The 24,181-nt window shown below is 59.8% G+C and carries 20 protein-coding genes and 1 rRNA gene; 17 read left to right on the forward strand and 4 right to left on the reverse strand.

Features of this window, described 5'->3' with window-relative positions; translation table 11 throughout:
• The first annotated feature begins 8 nt into the window (after positions 1–8).
• The 8 genes from ACJJV2_RS00500 (at position 9) to thiO (ending at position 8,408) form a co-directional block, all read left to right on the forward strand.
• Complete coding sequence (locus tag ACJJV2_RS00500; RefSeq protein ID WP_405277614.1) at positions 9–437, forward strand: type IV pilin protein; 429 nt, start codon at positions 9–11, stop codon at positions 435–437.
• A gap of 215 nt (positions 438–652) precedes the next feature.
• Entirely contained in the window at positions 653–1,219 is a 567-nt protein-coding gene (locus ACJJV2_RS00505; protein WP_405277617.1) for a GspH/FimT family pseudopilin, read from the forward strand.
• Positions 1,212–1,685, forward strand: a complete 474-nt coding sequence (pilV, locus tag ACJJV2_RS00510; RefSeq protein WP_052384816.1) for a type IV pilus modification protein PilV — start codon at positions 1,212–1,214, stop codon at positions 1,683–1,685. The genes ACJJV2_RS00505 and pilV overlap by 8 nt, the downstream gene beginning before the upstream one ends.
• Complete coding sequence (locus tag ACJJV2_RS00515; RefSeq protein ID WP_405277621.1) at positions 1,682–2,638, forward strand: PilW family protein; 957 nt, start codon at positions 1,682–1,684, stop codon at positions 2,636–2,638. The genes pilV and ACJJV2_RS00515 overlap by 4 nt, the downstream gene beginning before the upstream one ends.
• On the forward strand, positions 2,635–3,156 hold the full coding sequence (locus ACJJV2_RS00520; protein ID WP_043335947.1) for a pilus assembly protein: 522 nt from the start codon (positions 2,635–2,637) through the stop codon (positions 3,154–3,156). Before ACJJV2_RS00515 ends, ACJJV2_RS00520 begins: the two co-directional genes overlap by 4 nt.
• A gap of 11 nt (positions 3,157–3,167) precedes the next feature.
• Entirely contained in the window at positions 3,168–6,584 is a 3,417-nt protein-coding gene (locus ACJJV2_RS00525) for a pilus assembly protein (protein WP_405277625.1), read from the forward strand.
• Between the two features lie 84 nt (positions 6,585–6,668).
• Positions 6,669–7,130: a type IV pilin protein gene (locus ACJJV2_RS00530; protein WP_052384920.1), complete on the forward strand. Its 462-nt coding sequence runs from the start codon at positions 6,669–6,671 to the stop codon at positions 7,128–7,130.
• Between the two features lie 132 nt (positions 7,131–7,262).
• Entirely contained in the window at positions 7,263–8,408 is a 1,146-nt protein-coding gene (thiO, locus tag ACJJV2_RS00535) for an FAD-binding oxidoreductase (protein ID WP_405277629.1), read from the forward strand.
• 49 nt (positions 8,409–8,457) lie between these two features.
• On the opposite strand, the gene ACJJV2_RS00540 is transcribed toward thiO, so the two are convergent.
• Positions 8,458–8,721 carry a PP0621 family protein gene (locus ACJJV2_RS00540; protein ID WP_043337174.1) on the reverse strand — a complete coding sequence of 88 codons (264 nt, stop codon included), beginning with the start codon at positions 8,719–8,721 and terminating at the stop codon, positions 8,458–8,460.
• Positions 8,722–8,901: 180 nt separating this feature from the next.
• Here ACJJV2_RS00540 and ACJJV2_RS00545 point away from each other — a divergent pair, with 180 nt between their 5' ends.
• A complete protein-coding gene (locus tag ACJJV2_RS00545) occupies positions 8,902–10,536 on the forward strand; it encodes an NAD+ synthase (RefSeq protein ID WP_405277633.1) in 1,635 nt (544 codons plus the stop codon).
• A gap of 126 nt (positions 10,537–10,662) precedes the next feature.
• On the opposite strand, the gene ACJJV2_RS00550 is transcribed toward ACJJV2_RS00545, so the two are convergent.
• Positions 10,663–11,466: an outer membrane protein assembly factor BamD gene (locus ACJJV2_RS00550; protein WP_054556941.1), complete on the reverse strand. Its 804-nt coding sequence runs from the start codon at positions 11,464–11,466 to the stop codon at positions 10,663–10,665.
• A gap of 94 nt (positions 11,467–11,560) precedes the next feature.
• Here ACJJV2_RS00550 and rluD point away from each other — a divergent pair, with 94 nt between their 5' ends.
• The 5 genes from rluD to ilvN all read left to right on the forward strand — a co-directional run bounded on the left by rluD (position 11,561) and on the right by ilvN (position 19,048).
• Positions 11,561–12,514: a 23S rRNA pseudouridine(1911/1915/1917) synthase RluD gene (gene rluD, locus ACJJV2_RS00555; protein WP_054556942.1), complete on the forward strand. Its 954-nt coding sequence runs from the start codon at positions 11,561–11,563 to the stop codon at positions 12,512–12,514.
• Between the two features lie 39 nt (positions 12,515–12,553).
• Positions 12,554–13,330: a peptidoglycan editing factor PgeF gene (pgeF, locus tag ACJJV2_RS00560; RefSeq protein WP_405277637.1), complete on the forward strand. Its 777-nt coding sequence runs from the start codon at positions 12,554–12,556 to the stop codon at positions 13,328–13,330.
• Positions 13,331–13,605: 275 nt separating this feature from the next.
• Positions 13,606–16,254, forward strand: a complete 2,649-nt coding sequence (gene clpB / locus ACJJV2_RS00565) for an ATP-dependent chaperone ClpB (protein WP_405277640.1) — start codon at positions 13,606–13,608, stop codon at positions 16,252–16,254.
• A 578-nt stretch (positions 16,255–16,832) separates the two neighbouring features.
• Positions 16,833–18,557 (forward strand): acetolactate synthase 3 large subunit, encoded by a 1,725-nt coding sequence (locus ACJJV2_RS00570; protein WP_043337225.1) that lies wholly within the window; start codon positions 16,833–16,835, stop codon positions 18,555–18,557.
• A complete protein-coding gene (gene ilvN / locus ACJJV2_RS00575) occupies positions 18,557–19,048 on the forward strand; it encodes an acetolactate synthase small subunit (protein WP_043337227.1) in 492 nt (163 codons plus the stop codon). Before ACJJV2_RS00570 ends, ilvN begins: the two co-directional genes overlap by 1 nt.
• A 71-nt stretch (positions 19,049–19,119) precedes the next feature.
• On the opposite strand, the gene ilvY is transcribed toward ilvN, so the two are convergent.
• Positions 19,120–20,049 (reverse strand): HTH-type transcriptional activator IlvY, encoded by a 930-nt coding sequence (gene ilvY / locus ACJJV2_RS00580; protein ID WP_405277645.1) that lies wholly within the window; start codon positions 20,047–20,049, stop codon positions 19,120–19,122.
• Positions 20,050–20,369: 320 nt separating this feature from the next.
• Between ilvY and ilvC the strand changes: the two genes are divergently transcribed.
• The 3 genes from ilvC (at position 20,370) to rrf (ending at position 23,161) form a co-directional block, all read left to right on the forward strand.
• The gene (ilvC, locus tag ACJJV2_RS00585; protein WP_043337232.1) at positions 20,370–21,386 is read left to right on the forward strand and encodes a ketol-acid reductoisomerase; all 1,017 of its coding nucleotides are present in this window, start codon (positions 20,370–20,372) and stop codon (positions 21,384–21,386) included.
• Positions 21,387–21,595: 209 nt separating this feature from the next.
• On the forward strand, positions 21,596–22,447 hold the full coding sequence (gene pssA, locus ACJJV2_RS00590) for a CDP-diacylglycerol--serine O-phosphatidyltransferase (RefSeq protein ID WP_043337235.1): 852 nt from the start codon (positions 21,596–21,598) through the stop codon (positions 22,445–22,447).
• Between the two features lie 598 nt (positions 22,448–23,045).
• Positions 23,046–23,161: ribosomal RNA gene (gene rrf, locus ACJJV2_RS00595) — 5S ribosomal RNA — on the forward strand.
• A 186-nt stretch (positions 23,162–23,347) separates the two neighbouring features.
• Here rrf and ACJJV2_RS00600 read toward each other — a convergent pair.
• Positions 23,348–23,830, reverse strand: a complete 483-nt coding sequence (locus tag ACJJV2_RS00600; RefSeq protein WP_405277649.1) for a hypothetical protein — start codon at positions 23,828–23,830, stop codon at positions 23,348–23,350.
• Between the last annotated feature and the right edge of the window lie 351 nt (positions 23,831–24,181).

A 24,181-nucleotide genomic window follows, 5' to 3' on the forward strand; every position in this document is an offset into this window, starting at 1 on the left:
TGGAGCTCATGATTGCCGTGGCCATCATCGGCATTCTGGCGGCGATCGCCTATCCCAGCTATCAGGATCAGGTGGAGCGTTCACGTCGTACCGACGCCACCACCACTCTGCTGGCGCTTGCCCAGACGCAGGAGCGCATCATGGCAACCTGCGGTGAATACGCGACCGCCAGCATGACAGCGGCGACCAGCTGTGGAGATGCGCTCGGAGGCGGTGGCGGTGGTATCGGGCTGGGGCAGGCAGATGCCGTCAGCGAGGAAGGCTTCTACAACCTGGCCGTCGCAGGAGATGCAGACAGCTATACCCTGACCGCCACTGCCGCCGGCAGTCAGGCCAATGATGAGGACTGTGCCACCTTTACGCTCACGGAGTTGGGAGTGAAGGGAGCGGCAGTCCTCGCGGACTCGGTCGGCACCGACAGCAGTGATTGTTGGTAAGCACTGATAGCCGCCATTGCATGGCAAGCGCCTGAAGCCTCGATCTACGATGATCGGGGCTTTTTTTGTCATGTGCCAGTATTTCAAGGCACGCATGTTTGGACGCAAGCTCCCTGGTCTTGTTGTTGAGTATCGGCTGAGTGAGAATGTGTAACTGCTTAACTACGAATATTTGCATTTTGGTCGTCTTTCGGGCCACTCCAATGGATGAATCAATGAAGCAATCCCTCCAGATGGCTACCAGGTACTCCGGGCAGCGGGTCAGCGCGATGCGTGGTTTTACCCTTGTCGAGTTGATGGTCACCATTTCGGTGTTGGCCATCATCTCGACAGTCGCTGTGCCTGCTTGGCAGGGGTTCATCACCCGTCAGGAGGTGGCAAGCACGGCCGAAACACTCACCGCTGCGCTCAACTATGCGCGGAGCACCGCTGTGACTCGAGGGCGCCAGGTATCCGTGTGCCCGCTTAGTGGGGACGGTACTCGTTGTGAGGATACGGCTGCCTGGAACAATGGCTGGGCAGTGGTTATAGGGAGCCCAGCAGAGGCTTTGAGCAACTTTAGTACCGATAAAGTCGAGGTATTACGCGAGCACACTGGCAGCGCTTCAGTGCAGATCGCGAGTAAAAGCATTTCCTTTGATAGCCAAGGCGCGGTGCAAAGCACGACGCGCCTTCTGATATGTGGTCGTGTAACGTCACAGGCACATCGTCAGCTGGGTCTTTCTATCATTGGTCGCCTGGCGCCAGAGGCGTATGGAGCCGGAGGAATGAGCTGTGGATAAGGCATGCTGGCCAGTACGTCCTAACCAGCACGGGGCTAGTTTGATCGAGGCATTGATTGCCGTGCTGTTGATGGGGCTTGCACTGCTCGGGTTTGCATTGATGCAGATGGAAACTCTGCAGGCGAATAATGAGAGCTTCGCTCGCACTGAAGCGCGCATTTTGCTGGTGGGTATGGCTGAGCGCATTCAGGCGAACCCTGAAGGCCAATATTCGGGGAGCAATACGAAAACCGCCACGGAGCAGCAGGCCGTGACAAGCGATGATGCGCTGGCAGCCCATGACGTCTGGTCGTGGCAGCAAAGACTTGCCAATAGTCGTTTACCTGAATCCATAGGCATCATCACTGAAAGTGGCGGCCAGCTTGATCTCACTCTTTCCTGGCAGGCAGCAGCCGACAAGGGGAGTTTCGGAGATACGGATAGCCAAACACTCACTGAGACACTTCAGATCCGGATAGCGCCATGAAACCTTCATTTTGTCACCGCCAGTGCCGACTACAAGGACTTCGCCGTCAGCAGGGTATTGGACTGGTTGAGTTGATGCTGGGATTGGTGCTGGGGTTATTCATCACGGGTATGGCGCTTCAGTACTTCCTGACGATACGCGCTACCGCAACGACCCAAGAAGCTCTTTCCTATCTTCAGGAGAGTGCTCGTCATGTTTCACACCGCCTGCAGCCGGTCATGCGCAATATCGGCTTCTCGGGGTGTACACCCTGGTCGAGTGTCAGCGATAACACGGGAACTCACGCTCAACCTCTGGCCGTTAAGTCTGTCACTGAGGATGGGGTGAGCTATGACCGCCTTGCCATGCAGATTCCTGCCTTGGCTTTGACTGATGACGGTCAACGCGGTTGGCAGTTGTCTTCCGCGGCCGCGCAGGGCGATCGCTCCATTGAGGTGAAGAGCTACAGTGGCGAGCAATTGTCATCTGGTAGTTACGTCATGATCAGCGATTGTGAGAGTGGTGACATCGACACTGTCAGTGGTAGTGAAGATGGCAAATTGTCATTGTCGAGTGGCTTGCAGTATGGCTACGGCGGTAATCAGCAAACCCGTCCTTTTGTCTATCCTTTCGAGCGTTGGTATCTGGTAATGCTGGCGTCTACCAGTGATAACCCACAACGGCTTTGCCTTAGCTCGGATAATGCGTCAGGTGACGGCCCGGAGGCTGGATGTGCAGAGGAGCTGGCCAGTTACGTGAATGAGATACAACTTCGTTTTGACCTTGCCGTAGGCGGCGGCTATGCCGTTGACCAGACGGCCAGCCAAGTCGCCGGCCGTTGGGATCAAGTGCGGCGCATCCACCTTGATCTGGCGCTCAGCACTCCGCCTTCACTTCAGATTGAAGGCGAAGCTGGTGGCACCATGCAACGTACCTTCTCCATGACGTTTAGCCCACGGAACCTTGGCTTATGAGTCCTCGTTATGCTTCGGCCCACCAGCAAGGTGGTATGGTGCTGCTGATGGTCCTGGTCATGCTGGTAGTCGTGGGCATGATGGCTGTGTCGGGTAGTGAAAATACTCAGTTGCAAACCCGTATGACGGTCAATGTGCAGCAATATGATACTGCTTATGCACGTGCTGAAGGATTGTTGAAAGAGGCTGAGGAACAGCTGGAAAGTGGTGTCATCTCACTGGGCGAATTTTCGACAGGAGAGAGCAACGGACTCTACGATCTGACGGTATCGGGTGTTGATGCGCCGAGTGATCTGCTGACTCCAGATGGCTGGACCGGTATCGGTCATTTAAAGGTAGGAGAGAGCGGAAATTATATCATCGAGTATCTGGGCAGCACCGTTCAGGGCATTCTCAATGCCGACAACATGAACAATGCCTTGCCTGAAAATGGATATCGCATTACTGCAGCTGGCTGGGATGGCAGTGAGCGCCAGGCGCTGGCAGTCGTGCAGAGCGAAATCATACTGGCACAGTAAGGATTCTTTACATGACTCCGCGTACTTTACGTTATTGCCTGCTGCCTATGTATGGCTTGGCATTTATCACTACAGCAAGCTTTGCTGCCTCTTCAAATGACGAGCGTACGCTCTCACAGCTACCGATTACCCAGAACGTGGGTGTCACTCCGAATGTTCTGCTGTTGTTGGATGATTCTGGGTCAATGTCCTTTGAAGATACAGTAGAAGGCGGGGGGTCGCCTCGTGGTTATAATAAGCTATTCGGATACAATTGGCGTTGTTCCAGTTATTGTAATTGGAATAGCAGCTGGAAGTATGTGTTCTCCCAGTATGAGCTTGATAAGCATTTTTTCTGTTCGTCATATAACTCGCAGGCCTATAACCCAAATCTTGATTATCTTCCTTGGAAGCTAGAGGAAGATGGCGCTCGGGCCGATGATAGTGATCCAGAAAATGCTTTGATTGATTATTCTAAAGGCGATGTCTCAGGAAATCACGTTGACTTGACAGATCGTAAGCGTGGTTTTTCCTATTATGTGGATAGTGGTAATGCTGGTAGTGGTTGCAGTGTAAAATATGAAGTTTCAGATCTATTACCTGCACAAAAACAAAATTATGCTAATTGGTTTACCTATTATCGAGATCGTCTGAGTGTGGGTAAGGCGGCCAGTTTGGAGCTGTTGACAGGGACGCAATATCGTACTGGCTTCATGACGATCAATCCAGATGCTGATACAGCTCAACAAGTACCAGTCGATGATATTATCACCAAGATACTAAATACGGTCGGTAGTCTTTTGGGTTCTGCTCTTGGTGGGGCCGCTGTCAATACCAATGCGCACTTCGACGATGTGCGTGATGCCATTGCTACCAGTGTAATCAGTAGTGTCAATAGTTATCGCGGCACACCATTGCGTGAAGCACTCTATCGTGCTGGCGAATATTATCGCGGAGATAGCTCACCTATCATGAGTGCTGATTTGGGCGGCATGTGTCAGCAAAACTTCACCATTCTGGTTACTGATGGTTTCTGGAACCGCGAAAGTACCAGTGGCGATCGTACTCGCGTTGAGTCGATCGGAGATGCAAATAATGATGGGCGACGTTGGTATTACTCCAATGGAGGATACGGAGGCAAAACGACATTGGCTGATGTTGCCTATTACTACGCGAACAAGGACCTCAAGGAATCATTGGGTAGTGGTAGTTATGAGAACCAGGTGATGACGACCTATACCGTCGCATTTGGTGTCGAGGCTGATGATGACAGGTGGAATACTCGGCTGAATAGCGACATACCTGGATATGTGCAGGAATCGACCTCCAGCACCATCGATGACCTCAAGCAAGCTGCGGAAGATGGGGGCGGGCTCTACTTCAATGCCGCTGATCCTGCGGCCTTGGTCGATGCTCTGGCAGCCATTTCGCGAGATATCGTGGCGCGTGGTGAGAGTGTCAGCGGTGTGGCGACCAATCTGAGTACTGCGGAGGTTGAAGCAGGTGGTGTCGTACTTCAGGTCAGCTATTCCCCCGCCAGCTGGTCGGGGGAAGTCACGGCGGTATCGGCAGTGGCTCAGGGAGACTCCGATGCCGAAGTGGTGGATAGCGAGACATTCGAGGCAAACCAAGAGGCCCCTGTATGGAATGCATCGGACAGGCTGACGGCCAATCTCAATAAGTCAGGAGTCGCCAGTCGCAAGGTCTATACCGCGGATAACGGTTCAACAGTCGTGTTGTCAGAGGGCAACCTCACCAGTGCGCAGCAGAAGGATCTGGAGCGTTATGCGCCCGATGATCTGAGCAAAAGTGAGGGTCGCGAGGCGGTGGTTGCCTGGCTCAAAGGGAGTCGCGCACTCGAGGGTAAGGGCCTGCGTACCCGTCAGGGTAGCGTGTTGGGCGATATCATTGGATCTTCCCCAGTCGTTGTGACTCGCGATGGCGGAAATGAGCAGGGCAGTGTCTTTGTGGGAGCCAATGACGGCATGTTGCATGCCTTTGATCTCGAGTCTGGCGATGAGCAGTTCGCGTATATTCCTGAGCTGTTGTTCAGCAAGGAAGATGGAGAAGGGCTCGGTTATCTGGCAAGCACCGGTTACCAGCATCGTTATTATGTTGATGCCGTACCACGTGTGACGACGTTAGCTGATGGGAGTACCTGGCTGGCGTCCGGGTTGGGCGGCGGTGGCCGTGGGGTTTTCGTGCTCAATGTCTCGGATGCCGTCAAAGGCAACGAGGTTTCGGCTGCTGGACTGGCAGGTTGGGAGTTTGGAGTCGCCAATAACCGCAATGGCCTCAAGGATAAGGATATCGGCTATGTCTATGGCGGTGTTCATGTTGGTCAACTCAACAATGGCCAGCAGGCCTTGCTGATCCCCAATGGACTCAAACCGGAGAACGACAAGGCTTCTGCCACTCTGTTTCTGCGTGAGCTGACGTCTGGTACCGCGATAGCCAAGCTTGTCGGCGGGAGTGATGCAGGAGAACTCACCAGCCTTCAGGTCGCTGACCTTGATGGCAACGGCACGATCGATTTTGCTTACGGCGGTGATATGCAGGGGAGAATGTGGAAGTTTGACCTTAGTGAGAGGGACCCAGCGGAGTGGAAGTCCAGTCTGCTTTTCACTGCCACCTGTGACTCGGATAGTAGTGAAGGCTGCGCCAGCGGGAGTGTTCAGCCGATCACGGTCAAGCCGACATTGAGCCGCCTTTCTGGTGCGACGAATACCATGGAAGAGCCCAATCTCCTTGTGTCATTCGGCACGGGTGAACAGCTCTATACGCCGATTGATGATGACGTGGCCAGCCAGCAAAGTTTGTATACCGTGCTCGATGACGGCCAGCATCTCGACCTGGGGCGTGAGCAGCTTGAGCAGCGTGAGTTTACTGGTGTGGAGCATGCTGAGGGAGAGATTGTCGGGCGCACGCTGGATGGCCAGCTTTTTGATTACGGCCAGCAGCCTTTAGCCAGTGACAAGGAGTCACGCTTCGGCTGGTATCTGGATCTCGTTGATGCTGGCGAGGAGGTCGTCCAGCCTGCCAGTTTGCTGGGCAATCTGCTGGTCGTCTCAACACGCACTGACGGGGGCGGCAGTAACTTCTGTGAAGCCAATAGTAGTGGTTGGTTGATAGCGGTCGACGTACAGACTGGTCTGCCTTCTTACGATAGCGGCAACTCAAGCTATGTCCCGATTTTCGATCTCAATGGAGACAGTAGCTTCGATGATGGAGATCTTATTGGAACAGTAAATGAAGCTGGTCCTGAGGTTGGCAATATCCTGGTCAGCATCAAACTCTCTGGTGAGCCTAGTGGCCTGGCCAGTATTGGCAATCATGTCTTTGTCGCTACAGGGGCCAGTGGCAGCGACCCTGGCACGGTTACTCCGTTCGAGCTCAATGTACAGACGTCTGCGACATCTGGCCGTGTCTCCTGGTACCAGCTGCGCTGAAGCTCTCGGTAAAGCGTGTACTTTTACTTCTTATGTCAGCCACCGCAACTTGCCGCGGTGGCTGTTTCACGACAGGACATGCCCATGATTGAACAAGCCATTGCCAATGAGCGTATAGACAGTCAGTCAAGCGCTTATCGAAGAGGGCGGGGCTTCAGTCTGATCGAGTTGATGATAGTGGTTGCCATCGTCGGCATTCTGGCTGCCATCGCGTATCCCAGTTACCAGAATCATGTTCTGCGTACCCACCGCGAGGACGCTCATGTCGCGCTGGTGTCGCTGGCACAGGCGCAGGAGCGCTACATGGCGCGCTGTGGTGAATACTCATCCAGTATCGGGGGTGGCTCGAGCTGTGATGATGACGGTTTGGGGCGTGCGACCACGTCGCCTGATGGCTTTTACACATTGAGTCTTGATGGCAATGCAACTGCTTTTACTGTCAAGGCGACGGCGACAGGTGTTCAGGCTCGCGATACTGAGTGCAAGTCCTTGAGCTTGAGTAGTACCGGGCGCCGGACGGCTGAAGGCGATGGCGATTGCTGGTAGCCGTGAAGCGCTCGGCTCTGCTCAATGCTGGAGGCTCTGCGCAATGCTGGATTGCACGCGGCTCGCTTGCACCGCCTTGCGGGCGGCGTATTCTTGACCCCTTTCCCGGGCTGATGGCAGGAGCGAACAGGCGTGAATGACTTTGTGGTGGTAGGCGGTGGCGTGATCGGCATGCTGACCGCGCTGGAGCTGGCGGATGGCGGTGCCGAGGTCACGCTGGTCGAGCGAGGCCAGTGTGGGCGTGAGGCGTCATGGGCGGGCGGCGGTATCGTCTCGCCGTTGTATCCGTGGCGTTATAGCGCGCCGATCTCACGCCTGTCTGCCTGGTCGGAAGGCTTCTACCCCACGCTGGCCGAGCGCCTGATCGAGACCACCGGCATCGACCCCGAATATCGCCAGCAGGGCCTGCTGTACCTGAATGTCGAGGATGCCGAGCAGGCACTGGCCTGGTCCCGGGAATATACCAAGCCGCTGACGCGCGTGGACGCCGACTTCGTCTATGACAAGGCACCGGCGGTCGCGCCCGGTTGCGAGTCGGCGCTATGGATGCCGACGCTGGGCAGCATCCGCAATCCGCGTCTGGGCAAGTCACTGCGCGCCGCGCTCGACGCTCACCCGCGCGTGCGCCTGCTGGAGAATGTCGCGGTGCAGGGCATTCTGCTGCAGGACGACACCGCCATCGGCGTACAGACCGCCAATTCAGTGCTGTCTGCCGGGCAGGTCGTGGTCTGCGGTGGTGCCTGGAGTCGAGAGATTCTGAGTGAGGCGGGGCTTGCGCTGCCGGTGCGGCCGGTACGCGGCCAGATGGTGCTGTTCAAGGCACCCAAGGGGCTGGTGGAGCGCGTGGTGCTCAAGAATGGTCGCTACGTGATACCGCGGGGCGATGGCCGTATCGTGGCCGGCTCGACGCTGGAGGAGGTCGGCTTCGACAAGGCGACCACTGCCGAGGCGCGCGAGTCACTGATCAAGAGCGCCTGCGAGATCATCCCCGCGCTGGCGGAGTGTGAGGTCGAGCACCACTGGGCGGGACTGCGCCCCGGTTCGCCGACCGGCACACCGTTCATCGGTGCCGTGCCTGAACGCCGCCACCTGCACGTCAATGCCGGCCATTACCGCAATGGGCTGGTACTGGCGCCGGCCTCGACCCGCCTGCTGGCGGATCAACTGCTCGGGCGCACGCCGATCATCGACCCCGCGCCCTACCAGCCCGAGACTCTGCTGGCCGAGATCGCTGCGCTGGATACGTCGTCAGATGCCGGTGAGACCCGCTGGGCCTGAGTATTTTCGTGTTGTCTTTCGCCATTGAGCGCTTCGCCTCGGTGGCGAGTCATTTGCGCGGTCCTTCGTCGAGGAAGTGTTGCTGGTGTTCCTGGCAGCAGAAGTGCAGCGCCTCATGGCGGATGGCGTCATTTTCCGGCAGATGCAGGTCGCAGTAGGCGCAGCGCACCATGTTCTGCGCCTCGCGTTCGGCGGGGCTGTCGTTGCCGTAGTCGTCCTGGCTCAGCTTCCATTGGCGATACATGCGGTAAAGGCGCAGGCCGGCCCAGAACAGGGCGACGAAAACCAGCAGACGGATGATCAACAGGCTCATTCCTATATGACTCCCAGATGAGGCGGCGCGCGTGGCTTTTGCCAGCGGCGCGACCTTGCGGGACAATGGCGGCCAACATGATGACAGGTGGGCCGGTGCACGGCTCAGTGATCTGAGCCAGATGTCTGGCCACAGTGTACTGGCCCCTTATCGAACCGCCAATCGAGAGATCCTTACCGCATGCAAGATCTGACTCTGGTGATGGCCCAGCTCGACCCGCTGGTCGGTGATATTCCCGGCAACACTGCGCGTGCCATCGAATCGGTGCGTGAAGCGAGTCTTGAGCACAAGGCCGATGTCGTAGTGCTGCCCGAGTTGTGTCTGACCGGCTACCCGCCGGAAGACCTGCTGCTGCGCGAGTCCATGGAATCCCGCCTCGAGGAGGCGCGCGCCCAGATGGCGAAGAAGGTCGCGCCGGGCGTGATGGTCATCGTCGGCTACCCAGGCATGCGTGACGGCAAGCGCTACAACCTGGCCGGCGTGCTCAAGGATGGTGAGTGGATCGCCGAGTATGCCAAGCAGGCCTTGCCCAACTATCAGGTCTTCGATGAGCAGCGCTATTTCACGCCGGGCAGCGAGCCGTGTGTGGTCGAGTGCCGTGGTGCCCGCCTGGGCATCGTCATCTGCGAAGACCTGTGGGACGGCGCGCCGATCTGTCAGGCACGCGATGCCGGAGCCGAGATTCTCGTCAGCCTCAACGCCTCGCCCTATCACCTGGAGAAGCCGGCCGAGCGCAATCAGTTGTTCGCCGAGCGGGCAGCCGAGGTCAATTGCCCGCTGGTCTACGTCAACCAGATCGGCGGTCAGGATGAGCTGGTCTTCGACGGGGGCTCTGCCGCCATCGATGCCGACGGCAAGACCTGCGTGCAGGCGCCGTGGTGGGATGTCGGCCTGATGCCGGTGCAGTTCCTCAAGGTAGAGGGTGGCAACTGGGTGCCGCAGAGTGGCGAGATCGCCGAGCTGCTGTCGCCGGAGGAGTCACTCTACTGTGCGCTGGTCACCGGGCTGCGTGACTACGTCAACAAGAGCGGCTTCAAGGGTGTGGTGCTGGGGCTTTCCGGGGGCATCGATTCCGGCCTGTCGCTGGCCATCGCCGTCGATGCGCTGGGCGCGGACCGCGTGCACGCCGTGATGATGCCGTATCACTACACCGCGGACATCTCCAAGGAAGACGCCGCCGAGCAGGCCAAGCTGCTGGGCGTGAGTTACGAGGTGATGCCCATCGCGCCGATGGTCGAGGCCTTCACCGAGACCCTGGCGGAGAGCTTCGCCGGTAGCGAGCGCGACACCACCGAGGAGAATCTGCAGTCGCGGTGCCGTGGCGTGCTGCTGATGGCCATCTCCAACAAGAAGGGCCTGATGGTGCTGACCACCGGCAACAAGAGCGAGATGGCGGTGGGTTACGCCACGCTCTACGGCGACATGGTCGGCGGCTACAACGCGCTCAAGGATGTCTACAAGAGCTGGGTGTTCCGTCTCGCCAACTGGCGCAACACCATGGGCCCGGCGATTCCGGAGCGCGTCATCACGCGCCCGCCGTCCGCCGAGCTCGCCGAAGACCAGCTCGACAGCGATTCGCTGCCGGACTACGACACCCTGGATGCGATTCTCACCCACTATATCGAGGGTGACATGAGCGCCGAGGCGATCATCCGCTCAGGCTTCGAGGAAGAGGATGTCTATCGTGTGGTGCGTCTGGTCGACCGTACCGAGTACAAGCGTCGTCAGGCACCGGTAGGCGTGCGCGTCACGCCGCGCGGCTTCGGGCGGGATCGTCGCTACCCGATCGTCAATGGCTGGGTGGCTGGCGAATGACGGATTGTGGATTCTTTGCGCAAGACGCTGAAAACGCCTGAATCTAACGATTCTGGCCATGCTGGCAGCACGAAAAAGCCCGTGATCATCGATCACGGGCTTTTCGATGGTGACGCCTGCCGGTCGTCAGACCGTCAGGTCGTCAGCCTTCACGTAACGCGGCTCGAAGGTGCGGCCATCCAGACGTTCGTTGTCCGGATCATTCTGGATCAGCACCTTGAGCGTCTCGCTGGCACGGTCACGCAGACCGAGGCCCAGATAGCCCTCGACCATCACGGCCAGCGCATCGCGGGTGGCAGGAGTGTTAGGGTAGTGCTCAATGACCCACTCACCCCGCTTCACGGCAGCCAGATAGGCCTGCTTGCGCAGGTAGAAATCGGCTGTCTGCAGCTCGCCGCGAGCCAGTACGTTGCGCAGATAGATGATGCGCTGACGGGAATCTGCCGCGTAGGTGCTGTTGGGGAAGCGACGTACCAGCTCACCGAAGTCGACGTAGGCATCGCGTGTTGCGCCCAGGTCACGCTTGGAAATATCGATCAGATCGAGGGATTCCAGGCTGAAGCGACCCGCGCTGTACGCTGCCAGTCCACGCATGTAGTAGGCATAATCGACCTGCGGGTGATCGGGGTGCAGGCGAATGAAACGGCTGGCCGCGGCGCGTGCCGCCTCCCAGTTGTCGACCTGGTAATAGGCGTAGATCAGCTCCAGCTGCGACTGTTCGGCGTAGCTGCCGAACGGGAAGCGAGTATCCAGGGCTTCAAGTTGTTGCACAGCGGAGTTGAAGCGGCTGGTATCCAGGGAAACCTGGGCCTGACGATACAGGTCCTGCTCCTGAAGATCCGGTGCCGGCTCGTTGGACGCACAGCCAGCCAGCAAGGTGCTGGCCAGGGCGAGGGCAGTCAAGGGAAGGGCGCGCATCGGTTTCCTCATCTCGGGCAATCCATGGCGGGCATGCTAGAATCCGCCGATCCGCACTCACTATAAAGCAAAGGCCCTTTCGTGCGAAACGGCCTCAGAGAGCAATATGGCAGACACCATCAACCGCGAAGAGCGGATCCCGGAGGCGATGATTGGCATGCGCCTTGATCAGGCCTGCGCCGAGATCTTCTCCGACTATTCCCGCGAGCGTCTCAAGCACTGGATCAAGACCGGTGCGCTGACCCTCGACGGTGCCGCCGTCAAACCCCGCGAGAAGGTCTATGGCGGTGAACGTCTGGCCCTGACCGCCGAGCTTGAAGAAGAAGTCAGCCACGAGCCGGAAGATATCGAGCTCGAGATCGTCTATGAAGACGACGACGTGCTGGTCATCAACAAGGAGCACGGCATGGTCGTGCATCCGGGCGCGGGTAATCACGATGGCACGCTGCTCAACGCCATCCTGCATCATTGTCCGGGCAATTCCATGATGCCGCGTGCCGGCATCGTGCACCGTCTCGACAAGGACACCAGCGGACTGATGGTGGTGGCCAAGTCATTGACCGCCCAGGCGGACCTGGTCGAGCAGCTGCAGGCCCGTACCGTGTCGCGCGAGTATGACGCCGTCGTCACGGGCGTGCTGACCTCCGGTGCCACCGTGGACGCGCCCATCGGGCGTCACCCCAAGGACCGCAAGCGTCAGGCCGTCACTCACAGTGGCAAGCCGGCGGTCACCCACTTCCGCGTGGTGGAACGTTTCCGGGGTCACACCCATATCCGCTGCAAGCTGGAAACCGGGCGTACCCACCAGATTCGCGTGCACATGGCGCACCAGCGCTATCCGCTGGTCGGAGACCCGGTCTACGGCGGGCGTCTGAAGCTGCCGCCGGGGGCCAGTGACCCGCTCAAGGAGCTGCTGCGTCAGTTCCCGCGTCAGGCACTGCATGCCCGTCGTCTCGCCTTCATCCACCCGATCACGGGCAAGGAAGTCGAATTCCGCGCCGAGATGCCGGGCGACATGCTGGTGTTGATCGACTATCTCAAGGAAGACATCGCTCGCTGAGGCGGCAGGCTCGCGCGACACGCCGCACAAGGAGAGGTTATGCACGACGAGAGTCTACGCCCGACCCTGATACTGCCGGACTGGCCCGCGCCGAGCCCGGTGCAGGCCTTCGTGACCACGCGTGAGAGCGGCCCCAGCCAGGGGCCGTATGCCGGCTTCAATCCGGCGCTGCATGTCGGCGATGACCCGGCGATGGTGGCGCAGGTGCGCGAGCTGCTCGCCGCGGAGGTCGATGATGGCCGTCCGCTGGCGTGGCTGGATCAGGTGCACGGCACTCAGGTGGTGGATGCCTTCGATGTCTGCCACGCCGAAGACCGGCCGGATGCCCCGCCACGGGCGGATGCCTGCATCAGTACCGGCACCGGGCAGGCCTGTGTGGTGATGACGGCGGACTGCCTGCCAGTGCTGTTCTGTGATCGGCAGGGCACGCGTGTCGGTGTGGCGCATGCGGGTTGGCGCGGGCTGGTCGAAGGCGTGCTGGAAGCCACCATCGAGCGTCTCGGCGATGACCCCGGCGAGCTGATGGCCTGGCTGGGCCCGGCGATCTCCAATGCGCAGTTCGAGGTCGGCCCCGAGGTGCGTGATGCCTTCATCGCGGACCTTCCCGAGGCCGATGACGCCTTCGAGGCCAGCCCCTACCGGCTCGGTCACTACATGGGTGATCTCTACAAGCTGGCACGCCTGCGTCTCGAGCGTGCCGGAGTGGGTCATATCAGTGGCGGCCACTTCTGTACCGCCTCTGAATCCCGCTTCTATTCACACCGGCGTGATGATGGCGTGACCGGACGCCTCGCCACGGTGATCTGGCTGCGCTGAGGCGCTGATCAGCGCATTGACATGCAGCATCTACAAGCGCCCCGTTGACCTGATATCTCAGGTTGGCGGGGCGTTTCTGTGTGTGGCAAAGGTGATGACCGGCGGGGGCAGCCGGAATCTGACCTGGATCAGGCAAATGCCACAACATGCTGCAGCGCGGCGAATCCTGCCTTGAAAGCCGTGCGCCAGCCCCCATCTTGAGAGTCAGATACGAAATGTTACAGGCGAAGCTCCTGAGAAAAGGAGTACCGCCATGACTCTCAGGAGAAGGCACCATGCGCATCGACAAACTCACCAGCAAGCTGCAGAACGCTCTGGCGGATGCCCAGTCGCTCGCCGTCGGGCGAGGCCACAATGAAATTCACCCGCAGCATCTGCTGCTGGCACTGCTGGAAGACCGCGATGGCGGGCTCAAGGCACTGGTCAACAAGGCGGGCGGCGATGCCACCAGCCTGATGAGCGGCCTCAAGCGCCAGTTGGATGACCTGCCCACCGTGTCCCAGTTCGACGGCAATGTCGCGCCCTCGCAGGCCCTCGGCAAGCTTCTGAATCTGGCCGATCGTGAAGCGCAGAAGCGCGGCGATCAATTCATCGCCTCCGAGCTCGCGCTGCTGGCTGCGCTGGAGCTGGGCGGTGATCTCGGCAAGTTGTTCACCTCCTCGAGCATCAAGAAGCCCGCCCTGACCTCCGCCATCGATGCACTGCGCGGTGGCGAAGCCGTGGGCGATGCCGATGCCGAGAACAATCGCGAGGCGCTCAACAAGTACACCCTGGATCTCACCGAGCGCGCGCGGGATGGCAAGCTCGACCCGGTGATCGGGCGCGATGAGGAAATTCGCCGCACGATCCAGGTGCTGCAGCGTCGCACCAAGAACAACCCGGTGCTGATCGGTGAGCCCGGCGTCGGCAAGACCGCCATCGTCGAGGGCCTGGCCAGCCGTATCGTCAATGGTGAGGTGCCGGAAGGCCTCAAGAACAAGCGCGTACTGTCTCTCGACATGGGCTCGCTGCTGGCAGGGGCCAAGTTCCGCGGCGAATTCGAGGAGCGCCTCAAGTCGGTGCTGAAGGAGCTGGCGCAGGAAGAAGGCCAGGTCATCCTGTTCATCGACGAGCTGCACACCATGGTCGGCGCGGGCAAGGCCGAAGGCGCGATGGATGCCGGCAACATGCTCAAGCCGGCGCTGGCGCGTGGCGAGCTGCACTGTGTCGGTGCCACCACGCTTGACGAGTATCGTCAGTACATCGAGAAGGATGCCGCACTCGAGCGCCGCTTCCAGAAGGTACAGGTCGACCAGCCCAGCGAGGAAGACACCATCGCCATCCTGCGTGGCCTGAAGGAACGCTACGAGGTGCACCACGGTGTCGACATCACCGACAGCGCCATCATCGCCGCCGCGCGGCTGTCCTCGCGCTACATCACGGACCGTCAGCTGCCGGACAAGGCGATCGACCTGATCGATGAGGCCGCGTCACGTATCCGCATGGAGCTGGATTCCAAGCCGGAGGAGATGGACCGTCTCGACCGCCGCCTGATCCAGCTCAAGATGGAGCGTGAAGCGCTGAAGAAGGAAACCGACGAGGCGGCGCTCAAGCGTCTCGGCGCGCTTGAGGACCAGATCTCGGAGCTGGAGCGGGAATACGCCGACCTCGATGAGGTCTGGAAGGCCGAGAAGTCCAGCATCCAGGGCGCGGCCCAGTTCAAGGCCGAGCTGGAGCAGGCGCGGATCGATCTGGAGCAGGCGCGCCGCGCCGGCGACCTCAGCCGCATGTCGGAACTGCAGTACGGCGTGATTCCGGGGCTCGAGAAGCAGATCAGCGAAGCCGGCGAAGGCGAGGCGGATACCTCCGCCCACGTGCTGCTGCGCTCCAATGTCACCGAGGAGGAGATTGCCGAGGTTGTCTCGCGCTGGACCGGCATTCCGGTCGCCAAGATGCTCGAAGGCGAGCGTGACAAGTTGCTGCGCATGGAAGAGGCGCTGCACGAGAAGGTGATCGGCCAGGACGAGGCGGTGATCGCGGTATCCAATGCGGTGCGTCGCTCACGCGCTGGGCTGTCGGACCCGAACCGTCCCAACGGCTCCTTCCTGTTCCTCGGCCCGACCGGTGTCGGCAAGACGGAGCTCTGCAAGTCACTGGCCAACTTCCTGTTCGACACCGAAGAGGCGATGGTGCGCATCGACATGTCCGAGTTCATGGAGAAGCACTCCGTGGCTCGCTTGATCGGCGCGCCTCCCGGCTATGTCGGCTATGAAGAGGGCGGCTATCTGACCGAGGCCGTGCGTCGCAAGCCGTACTCCGTGCTGCTGCTCGACGAGGTCGAGAAGGCGCATCCGGATGTCTTCAACATCCTGCTGCAGGTGCTGGAAGATGGCCGCCTGACCGACGGTCAGGGACGTACCGTCGACTTCCGCAACACCGTGATCGTGATGACCTCCAATCTGGGCTCGGAAATGATCCAGCGCATGAGCGGCCTCAATGGCGAGCTGGCGGAAGACGAGGGCAGCACGGAAAGTGTCGACGAGCGTGCCGAGCGCAAGGCGGCCTTCCAGTACGACGACATGAAGACGGCGGTGATGGAAGTCGTCGGCAATCACTTCCGCCCGGAGCTGATCAACCGCATCGATGAAGTGGTCGTGTTCCACGCGCTGGGACAGGCGCAGATCGCCTCCATCGCGGGCATTCAGCTTGAGCGTCTCAAGGCGCGTCTGGCCGAGCGTGATCTCGGCTTCGAGATCACCGACCCGGCGATGGCGTTGCTGGCCAAGGCCGGCTTCGATCCGGTCTATGGCGCTCGCCCGCTCAAACGCGCCATCCAGAGCCGCATCGAGAACCCGCTGGCCCAGGCCCTGCTGGGCGGCGACTTCGTGCCCGGTGACGTCATCCATGTCGGCGAAGAGGGCGGGGGGCTGACCTTCACGCGCTGATTCGTGCGCCCGTGAGTGACGCCCCACCGTGACGGAAGCACGCCCTTCCGCTTGCGGTGGGGCGTTTTCGTGTCTGCCGCCTGGGCGCAAATAGACAACCCGGTGTGAGGCAGGCTGAAATTCACGAAGCAGAAAATTGCGAATTTATCGCCATTGGTGAGGTTTTGCGCACGCTTATGGCCGGATTCGTTGTTATCGGTGTGGCATTTGGCGCAGGCGGCGCACACTGGCGTAAGGTTGAGTTGACAGCCCCTTGCGGCTGTTGGACTCTTGACCATTCCTGATTGCGGGCGCGGCCATTCGGGCGACCCTCGAAGCGCCGCGTGAAGGACAGACGCTGAGTCGCTGTCCGCCTGTCAAAGGATACGCCGGTCCGGGTACGCCAACCGTACCGACCGGCCATCAGCCCCGACCGCATCCAACCGATGCGACAAGAGTGCAGGCCCTAACCGGGCCGCAGACGCCAGGGTTTGGCATCAGGTGCCGCAATTTCTGCGGTAGCGACATTCAGGTCGCACTCGATCCGGCTTGCGCATTGCCGCCGGACGCACTCGAGACCTCCAGGGGAGAATAACCAAGTGGAATTGCTTTCCGGCGCTGACATGATCGCCCGCGCCCTGCATGACGAGGGCGTGGAATATATTTACGGCTATCCCGGTGGAGCGGCGCTGCATATCTATGACGCCCTGTTCCGCCAGGACAAGGTCCAGCACATTCTGGTCCGTCACGAGCAGGCCGCGACCCACGCCGCCGATGGTTACGCGCGCGCTTCCGGCAAGCCGGGTGTGGTGCTGGTCACCTCAGGCCCGGGCGCGACCAATGCCGTCACCGGTATCGCCACGGCCTACATGGACTCGATCCCCATGGTCGTGCTGTGTGGTCAGGTCGCCAGCCACCTGATCGGTGAAGACGCCTTCCAGGAAACCGACATCGTCGGTGTGACTCGCCCGATCGTGAAGCACAGCTTCTCGATCAAGCACCCGAGCGAGATTCCCGAGGTGATCAAGAAGGCCTTCTATCTGGCCTCCAGTGGTCGCCCGGGGCCGGTCGTCATCGATATCCCGAAGGACATGACCGCCCCGACCGAACGCTATGAGTACAGCTACCCCAAGAAGGTACGCATGCGCTCCTATAGCCCGGTCACCCGTGGCCACAGCGGCCAGATCAAGAAAGCCGTCGAGCTGATGCTCAAGGCACGTCGCCCGCTGTTCTTCACCGGCGGTGGTGTGGTGTCCGGGCGTGCCAGCGAAGCGCTGACTGACCTGGTGCGCCGCCTCAACTTCCCGATCACCACCTCGCTGATGGGCATCGGTGCCTACCCGCAGGGCGATCGGCAGTGTCTGGGCTGGCCCGGCATGCACGGCTCCTACGAGTCGAACAATGCCATGCACCACACCGATCTGATCATCTGCATCGGTGCGCGCTTCGATGACCGCGTGACCAACAACACCTCGAAGTTCTGCCCGACGGCCAAGATCATCCACGTCGACATCGACCCGAGCTCGGTCTCCAAGACCGTGCGCGCCGATGTGCCGATCGTCGGTCCGGCCGATGCCGTGATCAACGAGATGATCAGTCTCGTGCAGGGTCGCGAGCTGGCCAATCCTGATGCACTGGAGGCCTGGTGGTCTCAGATCGATGGCTGGCGTGCCGAGCGTGAAGGCAAGCTGTATGAGCCGTCCGCCCCGGGTGAGCCGCTCAAGCCGCAGCAGGTGGTGGAAGCCGTGCACCGCGCGACGCGTGGTGAAGCCTTCGTTGCCACCGATGTCGGTCAGCACCAGATGTTCGCCGCCCAGTACTACAAGTTCCAGCGCCCCAACCGCTGGATCACCTCCGGTGGTCTGGGCACCATGGGCTTCGGGTTCCCTGCGGCCATGGGCATCAAGATGTCCTACCCGGAAGACGATGTGGTGCTGTTCACCGGTGAAGGCAGCTTCCAGATGATGATGCAGGAGTTCTCGACCTGTAAGCAGTACGGGATCGGGGTCAAGATCATCAACCTCAACAACCAGTCGCTGGGCATGGTGCGTCAGTGGCAGGACCTGAACTACAAGTCCCGTCACTCGCATTCCTATATGGAGTCGCTGCCTGACTTCGTGCAGCTGGCGGGTGCCTATGGCTTCCGTGCCATCAAGGTGCACACGGTGGAGGAGCTCGAGCCTGCGCTGGAAGAAGCCTTCCGCAACAAGGACGAGCTGGTGTTCCTCGACATCTATGTCGACCCGCGTGAACACGTCTACCCGATGCAGGTGCCTCTCGGCTCCATGCGTGACATGCTGCTTACGAAGACGGAGCGGACCTGATGCGCCATATCATCTCCATTCTGATGGAAAACGAACCGGGCGCGCTGTCACGGGTCGTCGGCCTGTTTTCACAGCGCAACTTCAACATCGAGACCCTCAACGTGGCCCCGACCGAAGACGCGACCCTGTCCCGTCTGACCGTCACCACGGTCGGTGAAGATCGCGTCATCGAGCAGATCACCAAACACCTCAACAAGCTGGTGGATGTGGTCAAGCTGGTGGATCTCACCGAGGGCAGCCACATCGAGCGCGAGCTGATGCTGGTCAAGGTCAAGGCGCTGGGCGCCCAGCGTGATGAGATCAAGCGCACGGCGGACATCTTCCGTGCCCAGATCGTCGACATCACGCCGAGCCTCTACACCATCCAGATCACCGGCGACGGTGGCAAGCTGGATGCCTTCCTGGCAGCGATGCAGCCGGTGGGCGTGCTGGAAGTGGCACGTACCGGTGTCTCCGGCATTGCCCGCGGTGAGAAGGTATTGAGCCTGTAAGACGGTGGTGGAAACGCAAGACAAGAACGGCGCCCCTCGGGGCGCCGTTTTCGTTGGCTCGCTATCAGATATCAGTCAGTGGGGCGCTGCGGCGAGCCGGGCAGTTGCTCCCACAATGCGCGCACCAGCGGGTGACGCAGGCGTTTTTCCTGTACGCATAGGCCTACCTTGTAGGGGGTCAGCGGCGGATCGACATCAAGGATGCGCACCTGGTCGGCCAGCGGCGAATTGTCGAGCACGATCTGCGGCACCACGCCGATCCCGAAGCCCAGCCCGACCATGCTGACGATGGCCTCGTTGCCGGCGACCTGGGCATACAGGCGCGGCTTGATACCGCGTGTATGGCACCAGGCATCGAAGCGCTCGCGCGCCAGGCCGGTCTCCGACAGGATCATCGGCACGCGCGTCCAGTCGATGTGGTCGTCGCCCGCCGCCGAATCGTCCGCCTCGCCGATGCCTTCCAGTTGCTGGCCGGGGCCATCACGACGCGGGGCAATGAAGCGCAGTGGCGACTCGGCGAAGTCGGTGAAGGCGAGACGGGAAGGCAGCACGTCGGGGCGCGCGGCGATCGCCAGGTCCTCGTGCCCCATCAGGACGCGCTCCAATGCCACGGCGGGGTCGCCGGTATGCAGCTTGAGCTCCACATGCGGGTGGCGGGCACGGAAGGTGGCCAGAATCTCGTAGAGAAAGCTGTAGCTGGCGGTCACCGAGCAATACAGGGAGAGCTCGCCGCGCAGTTCATCGCTGTCTTCCAGCAGTGACTGGCGAATGTCATCCCACTGACTCAGGAGTTCGCGAGCATGACGACGGAAGCGTTCACCCGCCGGTGTCAGCGCGACGCTGCGGTTGTCGCGCTCGAACAGGCTGACGCCCAGCTCTTCCTCCATGGCCCGGATGGCACGTGACAGGGCAGAGGCGCTCAGGTGGCAGGCAGTGCTGGCGCGCCCGAAATGTAGCGTTTCGGCGAGGGTCAGGAATTGCTTGAGTTGACGATTGTCCATGCCGGAGTCCGCTGTCGGTGAGTGCTGTAGAGGGAAATGCCTTGCATTGCGCAATATGGCATATGATGGTGCAAATATAGCATTTTACGCAATGTCGAGGTGCAGGTAAGGTGGACTCATCGCCGCGCAGGAGGAGGACGGCAGACCTTGATCCAAGGCGCACGACCTCCCCAGGACGCAGAGCGGCCGAGACAGATGGCCGTCGGCGCTGGACACTGTCATACGCCTTTCCCTCGCGGGAAGGGTCGCAAGAACAACAGACACTCTTTCAAGATCTCACGCCATCCCGCTGACGGGGTGAGCCGCCAGGAGCAATGACGATGAAACTCTATTACGACAAGGATTGTGACCTCTCCCTCATCCAGGGCAAGAAAGTGGTCATCCTCGGTTACGGTTCCCAGGGCCACGCCCACGCGAACAACCTGAAGGAATCCGGCGTCGACGTCACCGTAGCCCTGCGTCGCTCTTCCTCCAGCTGGGCCAAGGCCGAAGCGGCTGGTCTGAAGGTTGCCGAAGTCGAGGAAGCGGTCAAGGCTGCCGACCTGGTCATGATTCTGGCGCCGGACGAGAACCAGAAGGCCATCTACGAGAACCAGGTGGAACCGAACCTGAAGCAGGGCGCGACCCTGGCCTTCGCTCACGGCTTCAACGTCCACTACAACCAGGTCGTGCCGCGTGCTGACCTCGACGTCATCATGATCGCGCCGAAGGCACCGGGTCACACCGTGCGTTCCGAGTTCGTGAAGGGCGGCGGTATCCCGGACCTGATCGCCATCCACCAGGATGCGACTGGTCAGGCCAAGGACATCGCACTGTCCTACGCGGCAGGCGTCGGCGGCGGTCGTACCGGCATCATCGAGACCACCTTCAAGGACGAGACCGAAACCGATCTGTTCGGTGAGCAGGCTGTCCTGTGTGGTGGCGCGGTCGAGCTGGTCAAGATGGGCTTCGAGACCCTGACCGAAGCGGGCTACGCACCGGAAATGGCCTACTTCGAGTGTCTGCACGAGCTCAAGCTGATCGTCGACCTGATGTACGAAGGCGGCATCGCCAACATGAACTACTCCATCTCCAACAATGCGGAGTATGGCGAGTACGTGACCGGCACCGAAGTCATCAACGAGCAGTCCCGTGTCGCCATGCGCAATGCACTCAAGCGCATCCAGAGCGGTGAATACGCCAAGATGTTCATCCAGGAAGGCAACACCAACTACCCGTCCATGACGGCCCGTCGTCGCCAGAACGCCGAGCATCCGATCGAGCAGACTGGTGAGAAGCTGCGCGGCATGATGCCGTGGATCACTGCCAACCAGCTGGTCGACAAGTCACGCAACTGATCCTGGCTATTGGATCCGGCGTGAAATGAGCGGGGCGCTCTCCATCAGGAGGGCGCCCCGCTTGCGTTGTTGCTCTATAAGCGCTATCGAGTGGAAGAGGGAAGTGACAGTCGACGGTGAGGCCGCTAGGGTGTCACCACTATTCGCGCTCACTGGCAGGTGTAGAATGTGGTTACCCTGCCACGACGAGGCATGATGCAAGGAATCCCATGACTGACGAAAATCGACATCCCGGCGCAGAAGAAGCCCCCGAAGCACAGACACGCCGCAGCAGTTCAGTGCTGGACAAGGTAGTGGAGGAGTTCACCGACGACAGCGAAGTCGTGGAAGAAGCCATCGAGGACGGCAAGCCCGTTCGTCGGCGTGGTATCTATCTGCTGCCCAACCTGTTCACCACCTCCGCGCTGTTCTCCGGCTTCTTCGCTGTGGTGTGTGCGCTGAACGGGGAGTTTGCCAACGCCTCCATCGCCATCTTCGTCTCGATGGTGCTCGACGGCCTGGACGGTCGTGTGGCACGCCTGACCAACACCCAGAGCGCCTTCGGTGCCGAGTACGACAGCCTCGCGGACATGCTGTCCTTTGGCGTGGCGCCGGCGTTGGTCACCTTCAGCTGGATTCTGCAGGATGTCGGCAAGATCGGCTGGATCGCCGCCTTCGTCTACGTGGCAGGCGCTGCGCTGCGTCTGGCGCGCTTCAACGTCCAGATCGGCTCCACCGACAAGAAGTGGTTCATCGGTCTGCCGAGTCCGGCAGCGGCGGCACTCGTGGCCGGCTGCGTATGGACCATGCACAACTTCGACGCCGAGACCTTCGCCTTCAAGTCGCTGATGGTCTTCGTGGTCGCGGCTGCCGGTATCCTGATGGTGTCGAACATTCGCTACTACAGCTTCAAGGAGATCGACCTCAAGGGGCCGGTGCCCTTCGTGGCGCTGCTCGCCATCGTGCTGGCCTTCGTGGTCATCTCGCTGGAGCCGTCCGTGATGCTGCTGGGCCTGTTCGGTTGCTATGTCGCCAGTGGCCCGATCATGGCGCTGGGGCGCAAGCTGCGCGGTAACAAGTAAGCGTCAGCTGTCAGCAATGTGATGATCGATATTCGGCCCCGCCATTCCTGGCGGGGCCGAATGCGTTTCTGGACGGTTTGAGGATGTCAGCAAGCAACGACGAGACGAGGACAAGAAGAGAAGAGAAGCAGAATGAGGAGAGAAGAGAAAGGCAGAGCAGAGATGTCACCCGTATGTCCCGAGAATGACAATCTCTTCAAAAAGCCCTTGCCCTCACGGTGGTTCGTGCGTAAAGTACGCATCCGCTGCCGGGGACGCATGGCGTTACCAGCGGTGAACGAGGTTTGCAGGTGATTGTTTTTCTTGATGTTTTTGAAGCTCGCTTCGACATCATCGATTGACAATCCCGGGCGATTCGCTAGAATACGCCGCACTCCTTACGGAACAGGTGATCGAGCAGCGCTCCTCACCGCTTGATGATGCTTAGAGGCAGTCGACTGACTCATCATCAAGTGCTTGACTTCTCAGGCGTTCCGGGTAGAATATGCCTCCTCGCTTAACAGCGACGCTCTTTAAAAATTTGATCAGGTAATTCGTGTGAGCGCTTGCCGATGAGTGGTGACAAGGTCACCAAATATCGGAGCAAGCCTCTCACTCGCCTGACGACCATAGCGAGCGTGAACCACCCGATCCCATGCCGAACTCGGAAGTGAAACCGCTTAGCGCCGATGGTAGTGTGGAGTTTCTCCATGTGAGAGTAGGTCATCGTCAGGCACTTATACTGAACCGCCCCTGTAGCCTTGCTGCAGGGGCGGTTCTCTTTGTGGTGAGAAAAAGTTGTGCTCAGGAACAATTTGCGCAGGAAGTCCTGGATGTGAAATAGCTGTGGGCGAGAGATAAGCTTTCCCTGGCTGTGCAAGAAGAAAGTCTTTGGCTCATCATCGTGCTGTGATGGTTCTGTCATTGACGAAAAATGATGTGCGCTTTTTCTTTATGCCTGGTTTTGCCAAGAAACGCCCCTGCAGCTTTTGTTGTTGGGGCGTTTTTTGTGCGGCTTGAGGCACCTCGCATGGGTCTGTCGGCGTCGGAGTTCATCAGAGGGATGCTGATTTCCATCATGTCTGGGCCGGGAGTGGTGTCACTCAGGATATTTTTGTGCGCAAGACTGGGTTTTTTGCGTGCGCCGCCAGGTGGAGAAAAGGGTGCTAAAAACGAGCCTTGTTGCCAGGGATCGCCTGGCTGGAGTGCTCCAGGTGCCAGAATCAGGGGTGTGAAGGCGAAATCTGGCCTGATCTTCAAAAAGCCCTTGCCCTCACGGCGGTTCGTGCGTAAAGTACGCATCCGCTGCCGGGGACGCATGGCGTTACCAGCGGTGAACGAGGTTTGCAGGTGATTGTTTTTCTTAATGTTTTTGAAGTCCGCTTCGAGTTCATCGATTGACAATCCCGGGCGATTCGCTAGAATACGTCGCACTCCTTACGGAACAGGTGATCGAGCAACGCTCCTCACCGCTTGATGATGCTTAGAGGCAGTCGACTGACTCATCATCAAGTGCTTGACTTCTCAAGCGTTCCGGGTAGAATATGCCTCCTCGCTTAACAGCGACGCTCTTTAAAAATTTGATCAGGTAATTCGTGTGAGCGCTTGCCGATGAGTGGTGACAAGGTCACCAAATATCGGAGCAAGCCTCTCACGAGAAGTTTGACTCTGAACCAAGTTTGGTCTGCTTAACAGACTATCAAGCTTTCAACTGAAGAGTTTGATCATGGCTCAGATTGAACGCTGGCGGCAGGC

It is taken from the genome of Cobetia sp. Ld8, from assembly GCF_045066615.1.
GTDB classification, from domain to species: domain Bacteria; phylum Pseudomonadota; class Gammaproteobacteria; order Pseudomonadales; family Halomonadaceae; genus Cobetia; species Cobetia amphilecti.

Bases quoted from the DNA above. Each gene is read 5' to 3' on its own strand.
- clpB (WP_405277640.1), top strand. From the start codon at position 13,606: ATGCGCATCGACAAACTCACCAGCAAGCTGCAGAACGCTCTGGCGGAT.
- ACJJV2_RS00525 (WP_405277625.1), top strand. From the start codon at position 3,168: ATGACTCCGCGTACTTTACGTTATTGCCTGCTGCCTATGTATGGCTTG.
- ACJJV2_RS00550 (WP_054556941.1), bottom strand. From the start codon at position 11,466: ATGAGGAAACCGATGCGCGCCCTTCCCTTGACTGCCCTCGCCCTGGCC.
- ACJJV2_RS00515 (WP_405277621.1), top strand. From the start codon at position 1,682: ATGAAACCTTCATTTTGTCACCGCCAGTGCCGACTACAAGGACTTCGC.
- ACJJV2_RS00530 (WP_052384920.1), top strand. From the start codon at position 6,669: ATGATTGAACAAGCCATTGCCAATGAGCGTATAGACAGTCAGTCAAGC.
- ACJJV2_RS00540 (WP_043337174.1), bottom strand. From the start codon at position 8,721: ATGAGCCTGTTGATCATCCGTCTGCTGGTTTTCGTCGCCCTGTTCTGG.
- ACJJV2_RS00505 (WP_405277617.1), top strand. From the start codon at position 653: ATGAAGCAATCCCTCCAGATGGCTACCAGGTACTCCGGGCAGCGGGTC.
- pssA (WP_043337235.1), top strand. From the start codon at position 21,596: ATGACTGACGAAAATCGACATCCCGGCGCAGAAGAAGCCCCCGAAGCA.
- pgeF (WP_405277637.1), top strand. From the start codon at position 12,554: ATGCACGACGAGAGTCTACGCCCGACCCTGATACTGCCGGACTGGCCC.
- rluD (WP_054556942.1), top strand. From the start codon at position 11,561: ATGGCAGACACCATCAACCGCGAAGAGCGGATCCCGGAGGCGATGATT.
- ilvY (WP_405277645.1), bottom strand. From the start codon at position 20,049: ATGGACAATCGTCAACTCAAGCAATTCCTGACCCTCGCCGAAACGCTA.
- ACJJV2_RS00545 (WP_405277633.1), top strand. From the start codon at position 8,902: ATGCAAGATCTGACTCTGGTGATGGCCCAGCTCGACCCGCTGGTCGGT.
- ilvC (WP_043337232.1), top strand. From the start codon at position 20,370: ATGAAACTCTATTACGACAAGGATTGTGACCTCTCCCTCATCCAGGGC.
- ACJJV2_RS00500 (WP_405277614.1), top strand. From the start codon at position 9: ATGATTGCCGTGGCCATCATCGGCATTCTGGCGGCGATCGCCTATCCC.
- ilvN (WP_043337227.1), top strand. From the start codon at position 18,557: ATGCGCCATATCATCTCCATTCTGATGGAAAACGAACCGGGCGCGCTG.
- ACJJV2_RS00520 (WP_043335947.1), top strand. From the start codon at position 2,635: ATGAGTCCTCGTTATGCTTCGGCCCACCAGCAAGGTGGTATGGTGCTG.